Source organism: Rhodococcus cercidiphylli (assembly GCF_033042225.1).
Taxonomy (GTDB): domain Bacteria; phylum Actinomycetota; class Actinomycetes; order Mycobacteriales; family Mycobacteriaceae; genus Rhodococcoides.
The window spans coordinates 141,960-164,795 of sequence record NZ_JAWLKE010000008.1 but is presented as its reverse complement, the minus strand read 5'-3'; the positions used below and the strand labels follow the sequence as shown (position 1 = coordinate 164,795).

16 protein-coding genes are annotated in these 22,836 nt (G+C 60.7%); 8 read left to right on the top strand and 8 right to left on the bottom strand.

Translation table 11 applies throughout. The annotated features are described in order from the left end of the window. The first annotated feature begins 83 nt into the window (after window positions 1-83). Genes R3P95_RS21040 through R3P95_RS21030 form a run of 3 tightly spaced genes read left to right on the top strand, consistent with a single transcriptional unit; the run spans window position 84 to window position 4,957 of the window. Entirely contained in the window at window positions 84-2,183 is a 2,100-nt protein-coding gene (locus R3P95_RS21040) for a hydantoinase/oxoprolinase family protein (RefSeq protein WP_317549372.1), read from the top strand. Continuing rightward, on the top strand, window positions 2,183-4,114 hold the full coding sequence (locus tag R3P95_RS21035; RefSeq protein ID WP_317549371.1) for a hydantoinase B/oxoprolinase family protein: 1,932 nt from the start codon (window positions 2,183-2,185) through the stop codon (window positions 4,112-4,114). The genes R3P95_RS21040 and R3P95_RS21035 overlap by 1 nt, the downstream gene beginning before the upstream one ends. A 9-nt stretch (window positions 4,115-4,123) precedes the next feature. Then, window positions 4,124-4,957 (top strand): SDR family oxidoreductase, encoded by an 834-nt coding sequence (locus tag R3P95_RS21030; protein WP_317549370.1) that lies wholly within the window; start codon window positions 4,124-4,126, stop codon window positions 4,955-4,957. Window positions 4,958-5,052: 95 nt separating this feature from the next. Here R3P95_RS21030 and R3P95_RS21025 read toward each other — a convergent pair whose 3' ends face one another. From R3P95_RS21025 to R3P95_RS21000, 7 genes are all read right to left on the bottom strand, one after another. Next, window positions 5,053-5,571, bottom strand: coding sequence for a hypothetical protein (locus tag R3P95_RS21025; protein ID WP_317549369.1), 519 nt, complete (start codon window positions 5,569-5,571; stop codon window positions 5,053-5,055). A gap of 261 nt (window positions 5,572-5,832) precedes the next feature. Beyond that, complete coding sequence (locus tag R3P95_RS26180) at window positions 5,833-6,198, bottom strand: DUF6188 family protein (protein WP_394855447.1); 366 nt, start codon at window positions 6,196-6,198, stop codon at window positions 5,833-5,835. A gap of 3 nt (window positions 6,199-6,201) precedes the next feature. Continuing rightward, the gene (locus R3P95_RS21020) at window positions 6,202-7,446 is read right to left on the bottom strand and encodes a WXG100 family type VII secretion target (protein WP_317549368.1); all 1,245 of its coding nucleotides are present in this window, start codon (window positions 7,444-7,446) and stop codon (window positions 6,202-6,204) included. A 6-nt stretch (window positions 7,447-7,452) separates the two neighbouring features. Then, window positions 7,453-7,758 (bottom strand): WXG100 family type VII secretion target, encoded by a 306-nt coding sequence (locus R3P95_RS21015; RefSeq protein WP_317549367.1) that lies wholly within the window; start codon window positions 7,756-7,758, stop codon window positions 7,453-7,455. Further along, a complete protein-coding gene (locus R3P95_RS21010; RefSeq protein ID WP_317549366.1) occupies window positions 7,751-8,059 on the bottom strand; it encodes a WXG100 family type VII secretion target in 309 nt (102 codons plus the stop codon). The genes R3P95_RS21015 and R3P95_RS21010 overlap by 8 nt, the downstream gene beginning before the upstream one ends. Before the next feature lie 146 nt (window positions 8,060-8,205). Further along, window positions 8,206-8,850, bottom strand: a complete 645-nt coding sequence (locus R3P95_RS21005; protein WP_317549365.1) for a vWA domain-containing protein — start codon at window positions 8,848-8,850, stop codon at window positions 8,206-8,208. Window positions 8,851-8,929: 79 nt separating this feature from the next. After that, a complete protein-coding gene (locus R3P95_RS21000; protein WP_317549364.1) occupies window positions 8,930-9,547 on the bottom strand; it encodes a DUF4352 domain-containing protein in 618 nt (205 codons plus the stop codon). Between the two features lie 135 nt (window positions 9,548-9,682). On the opposite strand from R3P95_RS21000, the gene R3P95_RS20995 reads away from it, so the two are divergent. Beyond that, entirely contained in the window at window positions 9,683-10,918 is a 1,236-nt protein-coding gene (locus R3P95_RS20995; RefSeq protein WP_394855446.1) for a sensor histidine kinase, read from the top strand. Window positions 10,919-10,956: 38 nt separating this feature from the next. Then, on the top strand, window positions 10,957-11,610 hold the full coding sequence (locus tag R3P95_RS20990) for a response regulator transcription factor (RefSeq protein ID WP_317549362.1): 654 nt from the start codon (window positions 10,957-10,959) through the stop codon (window positions 11,608-11,610). 172 nt (window positions 11,611-11,782) lie between these two features. On the opposite strand, the gene R3P95_RS20985 is transcribed toward R3P95_RS20990, so the two are convergent. Beyond that, a complete protein-coding gene (locus R3P95_RS20985) occupies window positions 11,783-12,889 on the bottom strand; it encodes a DNA cytosine methyltransferase (protein WP_317549361.1) in 1,107 nt (368 codons plus the stop codon). A 390-nt stretch (window positions 12,890-13,279) separates the two neighbouring features. Between R3P95_RS20985 and R3P95_RS20980 the strand changes: the two genes are divergently transcribed. The 3 genes from R3P95_RS20980 to R3P95_RS20970 are packed head-to-tail and all read left to right on the top strand — an operon-like array spanning window position 13,280 to window position 22,835. Beyond that, a complete protein-coding gene (locus tag R3P95_RS20980) occupies window positions 13,280-17,983 on the top strand; it encodes a DEAD/DEAH box helicase (protein WP_317549360.1) in 4,704 nt (1,567 codons plus the stop codon). Then, entirely contained in the window at window positions 17,967-19,700 is a 1,734-nt protein-coding gene (locus R3P95_RS20975) for a 3'-5' exonuclease (RefSeq protein WP_317549359.1), read from the top strand. The genes R3P95_RS20980 and R3P95_RS20975 overlap by 17 nt, the downstream gene beginning before the upstream one ends. Further along, on the top strand, window positions 19,701-22,835 hold the full coding sequence (locus R3P95_RS20970) for a helicase-related protein (protein WP_317549358.1): 3,135 nt from the start codon (window positions 19,701-19,703) through the stop codon (window positions 22,833-22,835). Window position 22,836: the final 1 nt, after the last annotated feature.

Below are 22,836 nucleotides of genomic sequence, written 5' to 3'. Positions count from 1 at the left end.
ACGGGTCGAATGTGAGTACACGTCAGGCACCCGCAGATCCGAGCTTCGGACGCGTGGCCTACGAAACTTACTGAGGAGGAAGCGTGGAACCACGAAAGATTCGGGTCGGCATCGACACCGGTGGCACATTCACCGACGTCGTGGCAGTGGACGAGGAGTCCGGTGCCATGGTCACCACCAAGACCCCCTCCACGCCCAGCGATCCGGCCGAGGGATTTCTGACGGGCATCGACAAAGTGCTTCGGCAGCTGGGTGTCTCGGGTGATTCGCTCAGCGCCGTCAGCCACGGCACCACCGTCGCCACCAACAAGTTGCTCGAGGGCAAGGTCGAGAACCTGGGGTTCATCACCACCGAGGGCTACGAACACGTACTCGAAATCGCCCGCCAGTCGGTACCCGACGGCTATGGCAACTCGTACTTCTGGGTCAAGCCCGATCGCATCGTGCCCGCACACCGCGTCCGCACCATCCGCGGCCGGCTCTCGTTCGACGGCAACGAGATTCGCCCGCTCAACGACGACGATGTGCGCGCCGCGGCCGCCTTCTTCAAGGCCGAGGGTGTCAAGACGCTGGGCGTCTGCCTGGTGCACTCCTACGCCAACCCGGACCACGAGCAGCGCGTCCGCGACATCCTGCACGAGGAATACCCCGAGGCGACGGTCTCCATCTCCACCGAGGTGCTGCGTGAATACCGCGAATTCGAGCGCGCCATCACCACGTTGGTCGACGCGGCCGTCAAGCCGAACATTCGCTCCTACGTCAACAACATCGCGAACCGGCTGCGCGAGTTCGCCACCGAAACCGGCGATGCACGCGACGTGCCGTTCTACGTGATGAAGTCCAATGGCGGCGTCCTGTCCGCCAAAGAGGTTGTGCACCAGCCCATCACCACCGTGCTCTCCGGTCCCGCTGCCGGCGCTCTCGGGGCAGCTCTGGTGGCCAGCGCTGCGGGCGTCGAGCAGGTGTTGACGTGCGACGGCGGCGGCACCTCCACCGACGTCACCGTCGTGGTCCGCGGTGAGCCCGCATTGACCACCGAGGGACGCGTCGGGAACTACCCGTCGAAGATTCCGATGATCGACGTCGTCACCGTCGGCGCAGGTGGTGGATCGATCGCCTGGATGACCCCCGAGGGCACGCTGCGCGTCGGGCCACATTCGGCCGGAGCCGATCCCGGACCCATGTGCTACGGAAACGGCGGCTCCGCACCGACCATCACCGACGCCCACGTTCTCCTCGGCCGGATCCCTCCCCACCTGCTCGGCGGCGAGATCCCGCTCGATACCGATCTGGCACGCAAGGGCATCGAAGATCTGGCGCACCAGCTCTCCCTCGAGGTCGAGGCCTGTGGCACCGGCATTCTCGAAGTGTCCGCGTGGAACCAGGCCAATGCACTGCGGCAGATCTCGGTCAAGCGCGGACTCGACGTCCGAGACTTCACCCTCGTCACTTTCGGCGGCTCCGGTTCACTGCTCGCCTGCCGCCTCGTGGACATCCTGGGGCTCAAAGACGTTCTGGTGCCGCTCAACCCGGGCAACGTCTCGGCGTTCGGACTGCTGACCGTCGATGTCCGCAACGACTACGTGCAGACGCACGTCAGCCGCCACGATCGTCTGCGCGCCAAGGACTTGGAGTCGGAGCTCGCCGTGCTCGCTGCGCGCGCCGACGACGCACTCGCCGGTGAAGGCTTCGCCGCCGAGGATCGTCGCTACGCACGCTCTGCCGACCTGCGCTACTTCGGGCAGGCCTTCGAGGTGCGCGTCCCGATCGCCGACGGTGAGATCACCCAGGCGAGCATCGATCAGGCCGCCGAGGCCTTCCACGAAGCACACCGCGAGCTGTACGGCTACGACTTCCGCGGCGATCAGAGTCAGTTCGTCGAGTGGGTCAACCTGCGGGTCAGCGGTATCGGCCCCATCAAGCGCCCCGTGCTGTCGGAAATCGCCGCCGGCACCGGAGCCGAAAGTGCCCGCACCGGAACGCGTCAGGCGTACTTCGACGGTTGGCACGAGACCGCCATCTACAGCCGTGCGGATCTGGGTGCCGGTGACTCGATCACCGGCCCGGCCGTCATCGAAGAATTCAGCTCCACCGTGCCGATCGACCCGGGCTTCTCGGCCCGCATCGACACGTTCGGCAACGTCCGCATCACCCGCACTCTCGACTCGAACGGAGCGAACTGATGACCGTCATCGACAAGGTGAACAACAAGCCCTACCGACTCTCTCCGGTCGACGCACCTGCGCCCGATCCCGTTCTCGTCGAGATCGTGGCCGGCTACCTCGCGAGTGTCGAAATGGAAGTGGAAACGGCCATTTCGCGGACGTCGCGATCACCGATGATCCGCGACGCCCACGATTTCCGCGCCGGCATCCACGACCGCAATCTGCGCAAGCTCACCGGCCGTTCCTACTCCGCGCTGGTGCATCCGGTTGCCCGCGATTTCCCGCTGGAAACCATGAAGCCGGGTGACGTCTACTTCCACAACGACGTCTACCTCTCCGAAGGCGGCATCGGCCACCTGCCCGACCTGTGCGTCACGGTGCCGGTGTTCGCGACCAAGCCCGGTGACACCGAGCCGACAGTGGTGTCCTTCGTTCAGGCATTCGGCCATCACGACGACATCGGCGGCTGCTGCCCCGGCTCGATGCCGTCCGGCGCGACCACCGTGTATGAAGAGGGCCTGATGGTTCCGCCCATCAAACTGTGGGATCAGGGCGTCCCCAACCAGGCCGCGTTGACCATCATGACGCGCAATTCCCGGATGCCCGACGCCCTGGCCGCCGATCTCGACGCAGAATGTTCCGCTTGCCTCATGGGTGCGCGGCGGATGACGGAGCTGTACGAGCGGTACGGCGTCGATACCGTCGAGGCGTGCTTCGACTCGATGATGGATGCGACCACCGAGATCTACCGTCGTGAGATTCTGAGCAAGATCCCCAAGGGCGAGTACACCTGGGAGGACTACGCCGAGCACGACGGCGTCGACGAGCCCATGTTGCACGTTCAGCGGATCACGTTGACCAAGACCGGTCCAGAGGACGAGGGCGGCGAGCGACTCATCCTGGACTTCACCGGAACCGGACCGCAGGCCAAGGGTCCGATCAACCACTGCGGCGATTACGCCGACGGAAACTTCCTCGCCAAATGGCTTGCGCCGGTGCTCCGCAACCTCGCGGACTCCCCCGAGCGCATGGCGGAGCTCGACGTCAACGAGGGTGTCATTCCGCTGATCGAGATGAAGTTCCCCGAGAAGGGAACGCTCATCACCCCGATCTTCCCGGCCCCGACCAATGCCCGGACGTTCGTCATCCTGCGTCTGCTCGGTGTGCTCGCCGGTGTGGTGGCAAAGGCTGTGGACGGCAACATGCCTGCCGATCAGGAGACCATTCGCTACACCGGTGTGTACGGGGATGACTTCGACGGCAACTCGTACCTCATGCGTGAGGTACTCGGTGGCGGCTCCGGTGGACGGCATTACGCGGACGGTGAGGACACCATCCACGTCGTGCCCGATTCCCGGAACCTGCCCACCGAGTTCACCGAGAGCCGTTTCCCGTTCATCGTCGAAAAGCTCGGCTTGGCCAAGGATTCCGGCGGTGCCGGACGTTATCGCGGCGGCCTCGGTTACGAGAAGCACATCCGGATGCTCAAGGATGCGCACTTCATGTCCATCGCCGACCGTTCGATTCTTGCGTGCTGGGGCGTCAAGGGCGGCAAGGCCGGCGGATCGTTCTCGGTGACGCTGAATCCGGGTCAGCCCAACGAGCGTGAGTTCGACGCGTTGACCGACGCCGAGCCGATCCTGGCGGGCGACACCATCCGTATCCGCACGACGGGTGGCGGCGGCTGGGGCGATCCGCTCGAGCGTCCCATCGAATCTGTCGAGCAGGACGTGCTGTGGGGCAAAGTCTCTCGTGAATTCGCGGCCAAGGACTATGGCGTCGTCATTGCAGAATCCGCGGCGACAGCGGATGTCGAGGCATCGGAGAAGCTGCGTGCCGAGATGCGCAATGCTCGCGGCAACGACGAGCCGTTCTTCGACCGTGGGCCCGGCTACGAACGCCTGTCCGGTGGCGCGAAGTTCGCCGAGTACGACTTCATCGATCGCTGAGATTTGCTGATGGAGCTTGATGTGTCCCGTGGCACCGACATCGCGATCGTCGGTGCCACGGGCAAGACCGGACGAGCCGTCGCAGATGCACTCGACGGTGTGGCGGTGGTGCGGCGACTGAGTCGTTCTGCACCGGACTTTCCGGTGGACCTGGAAACCGGTGCAGGCCTTGTGGAGGCCTTCACCGGGTGCCGCGGCGTGTATTTCATTGCGCCCAATGTGCATCCGGATGAGCCTGCTCTACTTTCGCGGGCACTCGAAGCGGCGACTTCGGCAGGAGTCGACCACGTCGTCTACCACTCGGTGGCCTGGCCCTACAGCCCGAGAATGCCGCACCACATGGACAAGGCTCGCTGCGAGGAGGAGCTGCGTGCCTTCTGCAGCGGGACCGGTATGCACTGGACCATCCTGCAGCCGTGCGCCTATGCGCAGAACTTCGAGGCGGTTCTGACCGGTTCTCCGAGTCTCGTTGTGCCCTACTGCCTGGACACGAAGTTCTCGTTTGTCAGCCTCGACGATGTCGCCGAGGTGGCAGCCCGGATTCTGGTCGAGGGTGCGGACGTCCACCATGGGTCGACGTACGAGCTGGGGGGACCGGAGATGTTGAGTGTCCGAGACGTGGTGCGCCTGGTCGAGGCGATGACGGGTCGGGTGGTGTCGACGGATTCCATCGGTGGCGACGAGTGGATGAGCGTCCACGGCAGCGGATTGAGTTCCGATGCGCAACAGCGTCTCTCGGCCATGTTCGAGTACTACAACGACCGCGACTTCCTGGCGAGTAGCGCTGTTACGGCTGCGTTGCTGGGTAGGGTGCCAACGCCGATTCACGCTCTGGTCTTATAGCCTTCGCGCGCAACTGACTCTTCGGGAATGCGAACGGTACGTCCGGCTCGACGGGACGATCGGTCTCCCGGCCAGGCCTCGGCTCTTCATCGAATCTATGCCGCTGCTTCGTTGGTGTGCACACGAAAGCTATGCGTCTCCTCAGCTCTGATGCGAGCCATCTCGGATACCGTCCGTGACGCCCAATGCTCGCTGACCAGGAATGCAAGAAGAACGAACAGCGACAAGACGCACAGCGTTACTGCGGGCCACAGGGAGTTCGGAACGCCGAGGAGCGCGAGCCCCGAGGCCACTACCACGGCCGCCAGCGTGACCGCGTAGAGAATCTCGATGTAAATTACCCGCGGATTGCTTCGATAAAATGAGAACCGAGCGAAGACTCGTGCTACCGCATGATGCCCGTCCATTTCGCGCTCCTGCGCCTCCATGACGTACCCGTCCTCCCGCAACCTCTTCGCTTGCGCGAGGGCCAGGTCCCGTGTACGAAATGCCTCGTCGATCCGCGTTGACTTGGTATCCCTCATGAGGTACTTCCACACGCCGACCATCGCCGCAGGCGTCATCGCGGAACCCAACACCAACCACACGTGCTCGACCACAGTTGCCCCGTCCATGCGTTTCCCCGATCGTTGACGATTTGCTTGACTCGTCCGAAACCGAATCTGCAGGGTCTGACAAACGTGCGTGTCCGGGACGTCAGCTGCTGATGGTCTTCCACGACGCCCACTACCTCGTCCTTCGGCGCACGAAAAGCATTCGTGCAGTCGCGAGTTGAGCCGGATGAATACACGCGCGCCCGCAAGAACCGAGACCAGCAGTAGATCGCGTATCGGCCTCGTATCGATCGGCATCCGTCCGTGCTGATACCGCCCCCCTCACTCCCAGACTGTGAGCCCGCCACCGGCCACGCTGACTGCCTTGAAACCTTCGGGTGCCGCAACGGTCCAGGCCTCGAAATCGGGGTCGAAAGGAACTACGAGGCTTGCAAGGTCGGCAAATTGAATTCGCAGGTCGCCGTCGTCGGAAGCGTGCGCACGCACGACCTGTCTGCCCTGGAGACGCCTGACAACGGTGTTTTCGGACAACGTTGCGTCCGGCACACCTCGGAACCCATCGGACCCAGGTTCATCGAGTCGAAAAGTCGATTCGATGCGCAGTTCGTAGTCATGATTCGTACGCAGCGCCAGGGAGAACCCGAACTCGAGAGACGCGATCACTTGACCGACCAAAGGAATGTCCACGTGCTACCACCCTCTCGGGACTGAAAATGAGCCGTCCGGCTCGATGGGAAAATGAGTCTCAGGGTTGGGCCCCGGTTTACCGTCCATGTTGATGGGCTGACCGTGTTCGTTGTAGTAGCGAACGTACCCGTTTGGGTACCGCGCAGTCGGATCCATGATCCGCATCGAATCAGAATTTCCGGAGGATCCCGGCTTCTGCCACATCTCGCCCTTTCCATTCCTTACGGGGGAACGTACCCACCCGCTAGGAACATGCGGCGGCGGTCCCACCGGGGCAGCCTTCGTCCGCGTTCCCAGATCCTTGATTCGTCCCAAAGTTGCAGGCAGCCGCTTGAGGTCCTTCGCGAATTCAAGCCTGGTGCCCATACCTTTGGCTGATTTCCAGAGGACGATGGCATCTCGGACGATCTTCCCGTACTTCAGCACAGCTCTCGTCGACGCACCGACACCAGCAATAGCCCCGGCCCCAAAAGTGATGAACGAGGCCGCGATCGCCACGGCTACGGTTACCGCAAGTTCTCTTGCAAGGTCAGTGAGGATCGACTCGAGATCCTCACGCAGTTCCACTAACGACGCCTTGTATTCGGCACACGCGTCGCGCAGTTCAGCTGCTGCGGCGATCAAGTCGGATGCCGCCGTGCCCAACTCGCGTAAGTCGTCATCGATGAATTCGACGTCGGGGCCAGTCGTAGCGGCAAACAACGCTGCCGCGGCGGCGAGATCCTCTGGCAGATTGGTCGTTCCACTGCCCGTAGCGAGAACGTTCCACGCGCCCGAGGCGAGCTCCAGTTTGGCTGTGTCACCGTCTGGAATCGGTATTCCGATCTCCCCGACCAGCCCGAGACCGTCATCGAGCAGCCCTTCACCGGTTCCCCCTGCCGCCGGCGCTGGTGTGAGAACTGTCGTTTCGATGTAGTTCGGTAGCTCAGGCATAGTCGGCAGGCCACTTGACTGGCTGGCTGCCCACTCCGCGACGGCGTAGTTGTAGCCCGCCTGGGTCAACACGTCGCCGTAGTTTTCGAGCGCTTCCACCAAATCGTTCGCACCCAAATAGAAGTCGTTGACATGCTCGTCGTATCTTCCGGCCCAGGTGGCACCTTCGGGATAGGCGCCTGCCATCGAGCCACACCGATCCAACACACTCCCCGCGGAGCGCACTGCGTCGCACAGGCCCGATGCCACCCTGAAACACACGTTGGCGGCAGCGTAGTAGGTGTTGGGATCCACATGAATTTTATTCGGAGCCACGGAACTTCATTCCCGCCCAAGCATTTTCAAGTTGGTTACTACGGCATCCGAATACTGGTGGTGCGCGTTTCTGAGGCGCGCCTGAACATCGAAGATTTCGTCGGTCAACTCACTCACTGCGGCATGCCAAGCATGGTGTCGTTCGGTGTAGGCGTCAGCTGCCTCACCGGTCCACCACGACCTCACACTCGCTGCCTGCGCGGACAGCTCAGCCACGTTTCGATCAACAGACTCGATCAACCCGTCGAGCCGCAAGACCAAAGTTTCAAGATCGCCCAGCTGGACGGCGAACTCAGCTTCGGGTTCAGTCAAGGTCGAGAACCGATACGCGCAGTGCGATCACATCATCTGCATCGACATACTCCCGAGATGCTTGCTCGAGATCGACTGCGATCGATGCGAGCTCCTGTGTCACAACCCGGGCACGATTACACAGCTCCTCCCAATGAGCATAGAACGCACTACCGGAAGCACCGACCCAACCATCGGCCACACGTTCGACATCAGGTTGTACCGAACTGAGTGCGCGAGCAAGCTCATCGGCAACACGGTAAGTCGACCGACACAAACCACGTAATTCCCCCAGCACCACCGACAACGGTTCAGATCCCATCAAAACCTCCCCCAGCAAACGTCCAGAATCTGTTGACCTATCGAGCCGCTGCCTGTTAGACGCAGCAGCGCCGTGCGCGGTTCCACACGGATGGCAGTCGAGAGTCTGCAGCGAGTGGCCACGCACCTGGCCGTCGCCGACCGCTCCTACTCCCCTCGCGCCCGTCTGCGATCCTCCGGGGTGAAGGCCGAAACCGAACACGCATCGACACCAGCCGATCGCTTCCGATGCTGATAGGCCGCCACGGAATCGAAGGCTGCCGTCACGCCGACCGACGTCGAGACGTACGTCATCGACTTGTCCCGCTGAAAGCCCAGATCGGCACCCACCTCGACGGCGTCGATGTTCGATCCCAGGAACACGAAGTCCCAGCTGTACTCGGCCTCCTGCCGTTGGATCAGTTCGCGCACAGCCGAATTCGTCCATTCCCGGCTCGCGTTCTCGTGACCGTCGGTCATCACGAGCACCGTCACCGAGCCGGGACGCTCGTCCTCCGGTGTCGCGCCAAGGCGCGCGCCGACCTCGCTGACGAGCCGGCCGATCGCGTCGTACAACGCGGTGCCACCCCGCGGTTGGAGCACCAAAGGTGCAATGTCGTCGATGGGCACACTGTCGTAGACCAGCTCGTACCGGTTGTCGAACTGTGCCAGCGTGACCACGGTCCGGCCGTCGGCCTCACGCTCCTTGGTGATGAACGAGTCGAATCCGCCGCGGGTGTCGTCGGCGATGGAATGCATCGAGCCGGAGCGATCGAGCAGTGCGGCGACGAGAGAGAGTTTCGGGTTGGTCATTGTTTCCTTCCGTGGGACGCAGCCGGAACTGCGTCGAATGAATCGAATTGCGGGAGAACGGAAGAGCGACTAGCGACGGCTACCGAAGCGCAACCGTCGTGCCGCCCGAGAACGCCGAATCATGCAGCTCGATCTCGGCAGGCAAGGTCCCGACAGGAACGTCGAACACGACGGTCGTGTCCAACGCATTGCCCGGGTTGATCTGTTCGTAGCCGATGCCCTCGTCGAGGTAAGCAGTTGCGAGGCTGTCGACCGAGTACTGCTTGCCGTCGGCGTCGAGCAACTTCTGCGACGTCGCGTCCAAGCTCTGTGCTCGGTCGCCGATGTTGCGCACGGTCATGGTCACCTGGACGTACTCACCCTGCGCAGTCTGTGTCAGGTATTCCGAGCCGACGGTCGTGACGGGTGGCGCGACGGCCGTGACGACGAACTCGAACTTCCCGTCACGGACTGGGACGCCGATACCCGGCTGAGTCGGCTCGGCCGGGGCAGCAGGAGCCGCTTCTTCTGACGACGGGGATCCTGCCGGCGCGGGAGCTGTCGGCGTCTCGGACGAACCGCCACCGACGAGCCGGATGAGGACACCCAGCACGACGATCGCCAGGATGACGGTCAGGATCTTGTGTCGGGCAAACCAACTCTTCTTCTGCTCGGGAGCGGGCGGGGCGTATTGAGGCTGGGGGTTGTGGTTGGTCATGTCGAAATTCCTCTCGTTCGGCGATGCATCAACCACACCGCAGTCGGCCCTGTCCGCGCCTCGGCTGACCGGTCGGTGCGCTTCCTCCTTTCGGTCGCATCCGATCGGCCATGCGGGCCGTTCGGACGATTCGCGGTGTCGGTGCTCGGCCGTACCCTTGCGTTCGTGAGGACCCACCGGACTGGCACCCTGCGCCGCAAAGCCTGGACTACGGCGGCGGTGGCCTTCAGCCTGTTCTGCTCGTTGATGACCGCCGGGTTGGCGGGCTCGTCCGGGACGCCGGGGTGGAACCTGGGCATCGGCGTCACGCTCAATCTGATCGCCGGTGTCGCCTTGATCTGGCGACACGAACGGCCATGGGTCGTTCTGGGACTGGCGTTGGCCGGGCCGCTGTTCTTCGCCACCGATGCGACGGCGGCGTTAATTGCCCTGTTTGCTGTCGGTGCGTTCGCGCGCACCAAGCCGCTCGTGATTACTGCCGTCGCGGTGTACGTCGCGTGCGGGGTGTCGTTGACGTACGACGCGCATCGCAGTCGGTACTACTCCGTCCTGACCATCGGTTCGACGAAGGCCGAGGATGGGTCGATGCCGGTGGAATGGGACGTCCTGGCGTGGATTCCGTGGGTCGTCGCGGCAGTGCTGGTCGGGTTGGTCGTGGGTGGAGCAATACTGCGCCGCACGCGATCCGACCTGACGGAGGCGGTGGTCACGCGAGACAAGGTGACGGTGGAGTCCAACGCTCTTCGTGAGGAGATGCTGCTGAATGCGGAACGTGCCCGCATTGCTCGCGACATGCACGACACCCTCGCGGCCAGCCTCAGTCGCATCTCGCTGTTTGCAGGCGGAATGCAGGTCAATAGCGCCGATGGACCCGAGAAGGTAGCTCAAACTGCGTCGTTGATTCGGCAGACCGCGCACGATGCGCTCGACGAACTCACGCGCATCATCGGCGTATTGCGCGGATCGGCCGATGCCTCGAGCGGCGGCCGGCAAAGCGTCGAGGGCATTTCCGATCTGGTGCACTCGGCGCGAGACGCGGGCTTGCACACGTCGCTGATGCTCGATGTGACGCCCGGTGAGATCGGCGCTGCGAGCAGTCATGTGGCGTATCGGGTGGTGCAGGAATCGCTCACCAACGCGCAGAAGCATGCTGGCGGTTCCACCATTCGAGTGGCGGTGTACGGGTCCGATCAGACGGGCGTGCGCGTCGATGTGCGCAATCAGCTGACGGGTCAACCGGCGTTCGAGCACGGGTCGGGTACCGGGTTGGCGGGCTTGGCCGAACAGGTCCACGGGGTGGGCGGCACGTTCGTAGCGGGCGTGCAGGCGGGCGAATTCGTGGTCTCGTGCTGGCTGCCGTGGTACGCCTGACGGGCAGTGTCGGAGTCGCGTTCTAAGCTCAGCGAACTATGACAGCGCCAGCCGTGATCACCGTTCTGATCGTCGACGACGATCCCTTCGTTCGGCGTGGGGTGACGGACATCTTTGCGAAGACCCCAGACATTTCGGTGGTGGCCGATGTGGAGGACGGCGACCAGGTGCCTGCTGCTGTTTCGGCGTTCCGGCCACACGTGGTGCTGATGGATCTTCAGATGCGACGGGTCGGCGGGCTGGATTCCACCCGCGAATTGATGACGCTAGCCGATCCACCGAAGGTCATTGCGATGACGGCGATGGATGTGGACGATCTGGTGGTTCGAGCGATTGAGGCTGGTGCACACAGCTTTTTGAGCAAAAGCGAGGCGCCCGAGACGTTCCATCAGTCGGTTCGAGCAGTGGCATCCGGCAACACTCTGTTCAGTGAGGATTCGCTGCGGAAGATTGTGGCGACATCGGTGTTGCCGGTGGCCCAGCAATCGGTGTCGATGGACGTGCTGAGCCCGCGAGAGCGAGAAGTGCTGCGCATCTTGGCTACTGGGTCGACCAATGCGGACATCTCTGCCGAGCTGTATCTCAGCGAGACGACGGTGAAGACCCACATCTCCGGGATCTTCATGAAACTTGGTGTGCGCAATCGAGTCGAGGCGGCTCTGGCTGCCTTCAGAGCGGGAATGGTCACGTGAGCGAGCCGAGCCAGAACCGCTAATCACCAATTGAATTCAGTGTCCACGTATCTCGCGTCCTTATTGGTACCTTCACTCTGCCCGTATCAATCTGCACGAGGAGCCACGTGACCACGCCGGTTGCCGATCAGCCCCAACAGGCACGCTGTCCGGACACCTGTCCGCCGATGGCTTAAGGAGCAACCTCGGAGTGCTCCTTTGAATCCGTCCTTGCAAGTACGCAAACACCGCCACGTGACTCTAACCATTTGGCCTCAACAGCCCGGTCGAGAAGCTCGCCGTCGACTATCCCATCTGTTGCCGCCGCTAGCACGTGAGCGGCAAGTCGTGGCGGGATCGCATTTCCTATCTGCTGACCGACATCATTACCCGACCACGGATAGTCGAGTGGGAACGTCTGTAACCGTCCAGCTTCCTGCAAAGTCAGCTTGGCAGTCGTGCCATCCGTCATCTCAAGTCGGTTTCGGGTGACCTTGCCCGTGACCGTTGCAGCAGGCTCGCCGGAGTCGCGCCTTCCTCGATTCTTCGGGTCACCACCGCTTCCGTAGTTCGAGACGACCGTGAAACCCTCATCGCGGCCGAGGGCGTCGTTCATCGAAACCCACGGCTCCAGCCCCATCTCGGCTTGCCGGGGTATTCCCTTACGGAAATGCTGGTGCGACGGATCTGGCAACTTCACAGAACCTTGCCAGCGTGCGACCAAGATGGCGCGACGGCGCGTTTGGGGCACACCGAACTGCTCTGTCCTCAATATCCCGCAGTCCGATCCATACCCGTGTCGTTCCAGGACCGTCCGGATTGCCTGCCAAATCGGCAATACGGCAGGAACCTGCTCCATCACGACTGCCTCGTACGGTCGCTTCCGACGAATGGCCTGCAGTGCCCAACGAAGCGGCTCCAGCACCAACCCCGTTCGCTCATCCTCGAACATCGCCAGACTGGTCGAGACGTCTGCACCGCCTGACATCTCATCCACAAGCGCGAGGACCTTCTTCAACGCATGCCTCCCTGCACCGTTCCCCGCGAGTGTGTAGGTCTGACACGGCGGACCTCCCGCGAGGATTGTCGCGTCAGGAAAGTCGTGCGGACCGAAGTCCCGGACATCGCCCTGCACAGTCAGCAGTCCTGCCGAAGCCCTGGTGGCGCAGGCATGGCGGTCGAGTTCGATTCCAGTGGACTTCATACCTAGCCAGTGAGCCCCTACATCGAGTCCACCTGGGCCAGCGAACAGATCGACCACCTCATGACGAGAAAGAAGATCGGTCTTAGATGTGTCCACAGCGCTAAATCGTATCTCGATGTCCGACCGGATCGTGTTCAACCCCGCTGTCCTTGCCGACGCAAGACGTCGCGGCACTACCCCTCCAAATCGGAGCGACGGTTGGCGATTCGATCTCCTGGCCAGCGACACTCCCGTAGAAGTATGAGCGGGTCTCACACGCAGTCTCCCGCACGATTTGAGTTGTTCGCCCACGGTACCGATTCAACCGCCGATGGTGAAGCAAATCGAGGTTTGCATGCAGAAATCGCCCATCATGCTCTGCTTAGCAGGTACAACGGACAAGGAGACCGCCCGGAATGCCTTCAATTCATTGTCGGTAACGCCTGGTAGTAATTTGGACATAGACAAGCAGAAGGTGCCCCTTAGCACCCTCGTCACGGAGGCTCGATGCGCGCGCAAAGCTGGTCCACCCCAAGTCAAGAACTCATGGGTCTCGTCAACGACTTCCACGCAAAATGCGTTCAGGTGTACCGCCAGGATGTCAACCGGGTGCAGGAAGACGCGGGCAAGGAGCGAGGGATAGCCGAGGGCGGCTACGGGCGCAAACAAATTCAAGAGCTGGTCCAGAACGCTGCTGATGCACTTCGTGGTGCTCGCGGGCGCGTCCAGGTAACTCTCACTGACGATGCGCTCTATGTTGCCAACCAAGGAGAGCCGTTCGAGGGAGCCGGTGTACGCGCTCTTCTGTACACACATCTGTCCAACAAAACCGGCGACGAGATTGGGCGGTTCGGACTTGGCTTCAAATCAATAAGCGGAGTATCCGACGGCCCCCAGATCTTCAGTCAGACCGTCTCCTTCGAATTCAGCCGGCACCGAACTGCAACGGAGCTTACAGAGGAACTGGGGCAGGACTTCGACGGCGTTGACGTGCCTTCGCTCAGGCTTTCTTGGGTCATCGACCCAACGCTAGAAATCCGCTCCGACCCTCTACTTGCTGAGATGACCAATTGGGCTGTGACAGTGGTCAAAGTGCCACTCAAGCCTGGAGCAGCAGCACATCTCTCGGAGGAGATTGCGGAGTTCGACGAGTCCTTCAGCTTGTTCGCGCCACACGTTCGTCAGCTGGACCTTCGCGACTACGTCGCCGACGAACAACGATCCTTTTCCGCGACCAAGAAGGGCAACCGGGTCACACTTACCACTGAAGACGGCGAGCGCGAGTGGCTCGTCCTTTCGCGCGAGCACAAGCCCTCCGGAGCATCGTTAGCCTCCGCCGGGTATGCAGCACGTCGAGATTCCGTGACAGTGAGCTGGGCAGTGCCAACCGCTGGCAAGCTTGGCCTCGGACAGTTGTCTGCTTTCTTTCCGGTCAAATCCGACCTGTCGCTCAGTGGCCGGGTAAACGCTCCGTGGAAGCTTTCCGACGATCGTATAAATGTCATCGAATGCGAATTCAACCGAGAGATACTTGCAGATGTCCTGCCTCAACTCGTGGTTGAAGGCCGGAAGGAGCTGGCTACGGCAGGGTCGTACGGGAGATACATCGACGTTCTACCAGCCCGCGGGCGTGAGGTGCGGAGTTGGTCCGACGGCGTACTGAACGAGCCTGTGTACCAGGCTCTCCGAGATGCACGCTGCCTTCCCGATCTAGACGGTCAGCTTCGGTCCGCCAATTCCGTGCGTCGCGTTCCCAGCGAGATTGTGGGAAATTACACCGAACATTGGCTGAACATTGCGGGAGCCCGCAGTGAGTGGGTTCACCCCGACTGCACGGCTAACAAAGATCGAGTGTCGAAGGTAGACCGCCTGATGCAGGACAATGCGCATCGGGTTGGGCGCATTGTCAGCTGGATCGAGGCTGTTGTGGCTGTTCCAACTGCCCAGCAGTCTGCCGCAGCGATCGAGCTTGCAGCTGAAATTGAAGCGCTGGGTGGCAACGCGCAGCTGGACGTGCGCGACTCCCAGATCGTCCTGCTGGAGAACGGCAAACTGCAGCAGCCGGTGCGCGGGCGCTGCTTCATCAGAACTGACCCTGATCAAGGCGGGGCGGTGTTCATCGATGGTGATGTCACCCGTTCCGCATCGACCCTTACCGCGCTGAACCATCTTGGAATCACCTCGTTCGAAGATGGCGGTGAGATGAGCCAGCTGATGTCCACCTTGGCTCGCGAAGGCGTAGTCGACTGGGACGCGCTCTGGATCGCGATGAGGGGATCGGGCGAATCGTCGGTGCAGGATTCTTTCGACCGCATTCTGCATGGCCGGGCAGAAAAAATCGTGCGCGTAAAGAATGGCCGATCGGAATGGGTGCTACCCATCGATATGTATCTCGCCGGGGACTATCTGAAACAGATAAAGGAAGACGCGGCCCATCTGGTTGACAACGCTTACCATGCTGCAGACGCCGAGATACTTGCACTTCTCGGAGTACGGTCGCGACCTGTCAGAGACGCAACGCACCCCCGAGAAAAATGGCTGGGTAGATATCTCAAAGAACTGAAAGAAAACGTCGGCGATCACATGAAGCTAGGCATTCAGGCCCGTGAGAATCTAAACGTCGACAACGTTGATACTGCTCTACAACCGCTCCAGTGCCTCCCCGAACTTAGTCCGACCAACCGAGCGGCGCTCACCGTGGCGGTTCTGAAAGAACTTCGTGATTCACATGTTCGTGTGTCTCATCCCTCGGTGAATAAAGCTGCTCGATATATCGCACCGGAGCTTTGGTGGGTCAAGAACGAAGGGATGCTCCCGACTGGCCTCGGCATAGTGCAAGTGTCGAACGCGTTCACTCCGTCGGTCGAACAAGGTGAGTTTCAAGGTCTGCTCCCGACAGCAAACATTTCGGAGCTCAGCGACGAAATCTCCAAGTTGCTGCGGCTCCGGTCTGACATAGCAAAACTAGGCGCTGATGACTTCCAATGGCTGGTCGATGCGCACAAGGACCGCGACGACATTGAGCGAGTCGGACGGATCTACGGTTGGTGGTGCCACACTCACACCGACACCGCACCGCCCACCATCTGGGTCCGACAACAAGGGACCTGGACGGCCGTCACGACGAGCGAGGTAGCAGTTGCGCCGAACGTCGAGGCCCAGCGCGACCTCGAAGAATTCGGCATTCCTTGTGTGCTGCTGGACACGGCGGAGGACTGCTACAACCTGCGCGAGTTCTGGGGCTGCTTGGAAGGTCGCGAACTACCACTCACCTACTCGTACGAGACCAGCGCGGAACCAACACGTCTAGTGGAGCTATTCGATATTTTCGATGAGTCCGATCTGGATGACGACCCCGATGACTTGTCAGTCCAGAAGTGTCTCTCAATCAGTAAAGTTGCCGCTGTGCCTGGCCGACCGGAAGTCCGGGTCGATTGTCAATACGGACGAGAGAGCGACACAATTCTCGTCACCGGTGAGAACGAGAGAGCGATTCTTCAACAGGTTCTTGCCTGCCTCGAACTCGACGACTCGCGAGAACAGGTCGATGCGTACCTCGATGCTCGACAGCGCAAACGCGACACCAAACTGATGCGACAGATTAGAGGCGCAGCCAACGACAGCGAGAGGCTCCTATTGTTCGCTGGTGAGGACAGGTTGAAGGCCCTCATTCCCAAGGACGCCCTCGATTACCTCAACGCGACCGCTGGCACACTGCTCAGCGGACCCGAGCTCACGAGGCTTTGCATTACGATGCTGGGGACTCGTGCGCTGGAGCGTGTTTGCAAGGTTGAGGCCGGCGGCCTTCCGGTCCCCCCACCTTCGACATGGCACGGGTCCTTCCAAACTCGGAAATGGGTTCGCGAACTTGGCTTCGGAGACGAGTGGGCTGGGCAGAAGACCGGGCGCCGAAACAAGCCAACGGAGTACATCGAGGGCCCGACGAAGCTAAAACCACTCCACGACTACCAGGAAGCTGTCTCAAACCGTTTGCTCGGCATGCTGATCGGTGACGGCCCGAACCGGGGAATCGTGTCCCTGCCCACCGGTGCCGGAAAAACGCGTGTCGCAGTTCAGACGATCATCTACGCCATCCGAGGTGGGGCGATGGGAGAGTCCACTTCCGGCTTTTCAGGCCCCATACTCTGGCTTGCCGACGGCGAGGAGCTTTGTGAGCAGGCAATCGACGCTTGGTCTTACTTATGGCGCGCCGAAGGACAACAAGATACTCAACTTGTGCTCAGCCGGTTCTGGTCGAATTACGAGACCGAAGAGGAAAGCGGTGGCGTTCAGGTTGTCGTCGCCACCTGGCAAAAAATTCTGAAGAGGGCAGTTGATCAACCCGACTTTGCGTGGCTTGCGGACAGTCCGTTGGTGGTGATCGACGAAGCACATGGGGCACTTCACAAGTCGTATACCCAGATACTGGAATGGACCGGCAGGGGCAGCCGTGAGCGAGACAAGCCACTCCTGGGTCTGACGGCAACCCCGTTCCGCGGACGTAAGGACAGCGAGGAGACTCTCCGCCTTCTCCGGCGCTTCGACGATAACCTTCTCGACGAAGGCGTGTTCGGTAACGACGTACCGCAGGTCCGGCTGCAGCGCGATCGAGTGCTTGCGCGTGCGCGCCTTGAGATTCTTCACGGTGTATCCATCGAACTCTCGGATCAAGAGTTGGAGGAATTCAGCAAAAAGTACTGGATGCCGAAAAATGCGGAAAAGAGGCTTGGCCAGCGCGAGGACCGCACCCGGACGATCCTCGACTCCATCTTGAGCAAACCCGACGACTGGCCGATTGTCGTATTCGCGGCGTCGGTAGAAAATGCGCAGACGCTCGCGACCTTGTTGACATTGAATGGTCGACCCGCAGCTTCAATCGATACCGATACCAGCCCAGACGACCGACGAAGTGCAGTCCAGCGCTTCAAGTCCGGCGAACTGCGTGTACTTACGAATTATGCCGTGCTGTCCCAAGGATTTGACGCGCCGATGACCCGCGCTGTGTACATCACCAGGCCGACCAGCAGCGAAGTCCGATATCAGCAGATGATCGGAAGAGGACTTCGTGGACCGAAAAACGGTGGAAGCGAAGAGGTACTCATCGTCAACGTGCTAGACAACATCGTCGAGTTCGGCGACAGTATCGTGTACGACAGCCTGACGGAGATCCTCGAAACGGAAGAGCCAGAGGTAGGTGCACATCGATCTTGACGAAGCTCAGCGACTAGTCGTTCACGCGAATTTGTCGGACCGCCGCATCGTCGTGGCCGGCCCGGGCGCGGGCAAGACAGCGACTGCAGTTGCGCTTGTCGAAGACATTCTCCGTAGAACAGATGCGGATTTTGACGACGATCCGAAGGTGCTCTTCGTATCGTTCTCCAGCGCTGCGATTGCCGCGTCGGTCTCTGCTTTCGGCAACGGCCTCGACGAAGTCTATGAAGGTGTTGTCGCCATGACACTGGACTCCCTGGCATGGGAATTGACCGAGACAACCGGAGATTCATTCAATGAACGGATCGATTTTGATCGGGTTGTCGAGTTAGCGACAACCAAGATGAGGCTTGACTACAACGGGGAATTGGACAGTTTGGTCCACCTCATAGTCGACGAGGCGCAGGATGTGACCCGTGTGAGGCGAACGTTCCTGCTCTCGCTCATCGACCGACTGAACATGGACGCTGGATTGACCATTTTTGGCGATCCTCTTCAATCCATATACGAATTCCTCGACGAATCGGTGCGCAGCGATCAGTCGGCATGGGAGACCCTCGTAGCAGGCCTGCAAGATCGTGGGGTGACCTCGTTGCTGACTCTCGACGGAGAATATCGAGCGCAAGGACGCGGTCCCCGAAAAGTATTGGCGGCAGCTCGCGATATGCGGCACGCCACCGACACCGATCGCACCAACTTGCTCGACGACCTGACGACGGACTTGTCACACCTCACGACCGTGCAATTCGCGCACCGGGCGACCAGCTGGGCGGGCCCGACCGCGGTCCTGGTACGTACGAACGCGGAAGTCGTAGCGCTCTTCGACGAGCTCGCGAAGTTAGGTTTGCCCTGCCGTGCCAACCACAGTGAAACCCGGCAGATCGTAGTGGACCCGTGGTTGGCCGACCTTTGGACTGCCGTAGCTGGTCGGCCCGTGTCAATCTCGGCCTTCACAGAATTCGCGTCGAATCGCGACGACGTTGAAGAGGGCTGGTTTCGACTACTCCTTCACGCAACCCACTCGGGATCGACCATCAGCTGGGAGTCGATTGCGCGGCTGTGTTCGGTCGGTTTCGATCGGACACAGCCATGGTTCGCACGCGACGCAGGCGCGACGGTGGTCTCTACCATCCATCAAGCAAAGGGACTTGAATGGGACAACGTGGCAGTCGCCGATGTTCAAGCTCTTCTTAGACCAGCAGGCAAGCGCGAGCCTGAAAGCGAGCTTCTCTTCGTGGCCTTGTCCCGCGCGCGCGACAAGGTTGTCGTATTGGATTGGGCACGTGCATTTTACAAAACCGCACCAGGGTCCAACTTGATGTATCGCCCGCACCCCGCGTTCAACTACCCTACCCAGGTACTCATAACCCCGGGAGACTTGCGAATCGACGACATGATCGGAGGCGATAGCGGTCAATCCCGTCTGCGATCGCTCGTATCAGGTGAACGAATCGAGTTCGATTTACTGTCTTCCGGGTCGGGTTGGCCGAGCTACCGCTGCACGGTGGGTGGAGATGTTGTTGGCGCGACGACACCCGAGTTCGGTGTGAAATTCTCTAAAGTGCTGCGAGGACGAGGTCCTGGCGGTTGGCCGCAACTCGGCAGCGTCGCAATGGACGGTGTCGAATCGAGATGGACGACCGCAGACGGCACGCGGTTTTGGTTGCAGGCTCGGCCATTTGGCATGGCCGACGTACTACGAGAGGGAGAAATGTAGATGCCCGAAGACCTGGCTCCGTGGTACGAGGCGCGCGACTGCATCGCCGACAACTTGGAAGATGAGTTGATGGGTCCGGCCGACGGCCCCATCACCGAGTTCCCATTAAACAGAATCATTGTCGGGATCCTTCACCCACAAAAACAAGAGAAATCTTACGAGATCGAGTATCACGAGAAGCTCGAGGCAGACGCCCCACTGGAGGACGCTCGTTCATCCGCGGTAGACGGAGGCCCGACCGAATCTGCCGTAGCACGGTCCCACGCGCACAAGCCGTCTGCAATGGGCTTGACCTTCAGTGTGGATTCGACAAAAACCACGTCGGTCCGCGTCGGTGTTCACGCGCGACGCTACGAAGAACAGAGTGATGGGTCTTGGTTACCAGTTCACGTTGCGATGGATAAACCAGTCGAGATAGACCCGACGGGACCACGCCAGGTGCGCATCAAGGTTGCCGAGAACCTTCTGCTTCGGGGTGTAGTACGTGCCCCGGTGAATGACATAGTCCGAATTACGCTGTCCTTGGTAAATACGAAGGTTCAGGGCGACGGCGAGGGCCACTACGACACATCATGCTGGTTCCGACCGTCGATTGCCGTAGCAACCGAGGGGGGCAAGTTCGTCGATCGTCGACGTCCGCGAGACGTGGCGAGTATGGATTCCGACGTGCGGTCGTCGGAGTTCTTGTACCGAAACGAGCCGGCCTTGGCCGTCGGCCACGGATGCTCTGTCTCGTGGGACGAATCCGTCACAGAAGTAACTGAACTCCGCACGACCTTTCTCCCAACACATGACGTGCGCCTCGCTCGCCCGTCGGGTGGAGACGAGGACGATCGATTCGGGTCCTACCAACTTGTCATGGACAACCTGGCTGCAACCGACGACCGAACACAGTTGTCAAGCATGGTCTCGGCGTATGAACGGTGGATCGAGGAGCGGGAGGCGGAAAGCAATTCATTACTCAGACCGTCTCGCGACGCTGCGGTTGAGCACATCAACATGGCAAAGGTGTGCGCACAGCGGATGAGAGCGGGTATTGCGGCACTCGACGACCCCAAGGTGGGTCATGCTTTTCGTCTGATGAACGAAGCGATGGTGGCACAGCGACAGGCACAGGACAAGGCACGCGGCGAAGCCCCGTCAGCTCAAAAATGGCGGCCATTTCAGCTTGCCTTCATACTTATGAACGTCCCTGGGATCGCCGACCCCACGCACGGTGATCGGGATGTAGTCGACCTGCTGTGGTTTCCAACCGGTGGTGGTAAAACTGAGGCCTACCTTGGATGCATCGCGCTCACCGTCCTTCTCCGACGATTGCGGCGCGCCAACGATGGCGGTGTGTCGGCGATCATGCGATACACACTTCGCCTCTTGACCAGACAACAGTTCGAACGCGCAGCAGGGCTTATTTGCGCGCTCGAGCTGATAAGGCGTCGCGAACTACCCCGATCGAAGGAAATCACCCTAGGCCTGTGGGTAGGCGACAAAGCATCGCCGAACAAGGTCGACGACGCGCGAACAATTCTCAATAAGTATTCGTCAGGTGAGCAACCGGAAGGGTCGACACCGGTCCAGCTTCTACGCTGCCCGTGGTGCTCAACTGAACTCACTTACAAGAATTACCATATCGTCAACAAGAGTGAGCTCCTCATTCAGTGTCCCAACTACTCCTGCGAATTCAGCGACGGCCTTCCCTGCTTTGTCACCGATGATGATGTCTACCGGGTGCGGCCGTCTCTCATCATTGGGACAGTCGACAAATTTGCCCTAATGACCTGGAGGGCTCGCGTCGGGTCTCTTTTCTCGGTCGACGGCCCAGATTCCAGGCCAGACTTGATCGTTCAGGACGAGCTGCACTTGATATCCGGACCGCTGGGTACAATGGTTGGCTTGTACGAATCTGCGCTGGATCTGGCGTGCACGGATTCTGGTCGGCCGAAGGTGTTGGCGTCGACCGCTACGATTAGGCGCGCGCAAGAACAAGTTAAGAGAGTTTTTGACAGGAAGTCCGTTCAGTTTCCGCCTCCTGGCCTCAACCCATCCGACAATTATTTCGCTGTCGATGCGACCCCCGAGCAAAAAGGAACCCGTCGTTATGTCGGGGTGATGGCGCCAGGAACAAGCCAAGCAACTCTCCTGGTGCGCTTGTACTCGGTGCTGCTTCAGTCGGTCGGCGAACTGGAGATTGATGACGCTGTGCGGGACGATTACTGGACGCTGCTCGGTTATTTCAACAGTTTGCGCGTTCTGGGATCTACGTATCTCCAGGTCTTGGATGACGTACCGGACCGCATTGGGATCGTCGCCGCGCGACACCAGACTGAGGCCAGAGGCATTTCGCAGGAGCCAGTCGAGCTGACCTCCCGTGTCGACCAAACCAAAATACCGACAGCGATGGGAAGTTTGGAGACTTCTTTCCCGTCACCACACAGTCCTGACGTCGTCCTCGCAACCAACATGATCTCGGTTGGTCTCGATATCGACCGCCTAGGGCTCATGGTCGTTGCCGGTCAACCCCAAAGTTCGTCCGAGTACATCCAGTCGACAAGCCGCGTCGGCCGACGACACCCAGGTCTCGTCATCGTCGCACTCAACGCGCAACGTTCACGAGACTCGTCCCACTACGAATCGTTCATCCCGTTCCACCGCGCCCTTTACCGCGAAGTGGAAGCTACCACGGCGACACCTTTCGCATCGCGAGCGCGCGACCGAGGAGCCCATGGCACGCTCGTCGCCGCAATTCGTCTGCTGATCCCGGGCCTTCGTGCAGACGACGCGGCCACTGCAATTGCAAATTATCCCATCGAGGTACGAAAAGTTCTCGACGCACTCGTCGCACGAGCCGAGCGCATCGCACCCGACGAGTACGAGGCCTACCGGGACCAGCTGCTCACCTACATCAAGACCTGGGAAGAATCAGCTGAACGAGATTTGATTGACGAGTATGGCAAGCTGACGCATCCGAGCGCAAAGAGGCAAAGCGTGTTGAAGCCGCTGCTGATGTCGGCGAGCGGGAATTCGCAGCCCGCTAGCTATCCAGTTCAACAACCTGCTTGGCCCACACTATCCAGCATGCGTGACGTCGACGCCGAGACACAGTTATTCGAGAAGTACCTGGCAAGAGAGGCTCAATAAA

Excerpts from the sequence above, each read along its gene's own strand:
- R3P95_RS21030 (WP_317549370.1), top strand. The coding sequence starts at position 4,124 with ATGGAGCTTGATGTGTCCCGTGGCACCGACATCGCGATCGTCGGTGCC.
- R3P95_RS21025 (WP_317549369.1), bottom strand. The coding sequence starts at position 5,571 with ATGGACGGGGCAACTGTGGTCGAGCACGTGTGGTTGGTGTTGGGTTCC.
- R3P95_RS21000 (WP_317549364.1), bottom strand. The coding sequence starts at position 9,547 with ATGACCAACCACAACCCCCAGCCTCAATACGCCCCGCCCGCTCCCGAG.
- R3P95_RS21005 (WP_317549365.1), bottom strand. The coding sequence starts at position 8,850 with ATGACCAACCCGAAACTCTCTCTCGTCGCCGCACTGCTCGATCGCTCC.
- R3P95_RS21035 (WP_317549371.1), top strand. The coding sequence starts at position 2,183 with ATGACCGTCATCGACAAGGTGAACAACAAGCCCTACCGACTCTCTCCG.
- R3P95_RS20970 (WP_317549358.1), top strand. The coding sequence starts at position 19,701 with ATGCCCGAAGACCTGGCTCCGTGGTACGAGGCGCGCGACTGCATCGCC.
- R3P95_RS21010 (WP_317549366.1), bottom strand. The coding sequence starts at position 8,059 with ATGGGATCTGAACCGTTGTCGGTGGTGCTGGGGGAATTACGTGGTTTG.
- R3P95_RS20980 (WP_317549360.1), top strand. The coding sequence starts at position 13,280 with ATGCGCGCGCAAAGCTGGTCCACCCCAAGTCAAGAACTCATGGGTCTC.
- R3P95_RS20990 (WP_317549362.1), top strand. The coding sequence starts at position 10,957 with ATGACAGCGCCAGCCGTGATCACCGTTCTGATCGTCGACGACGATCCC.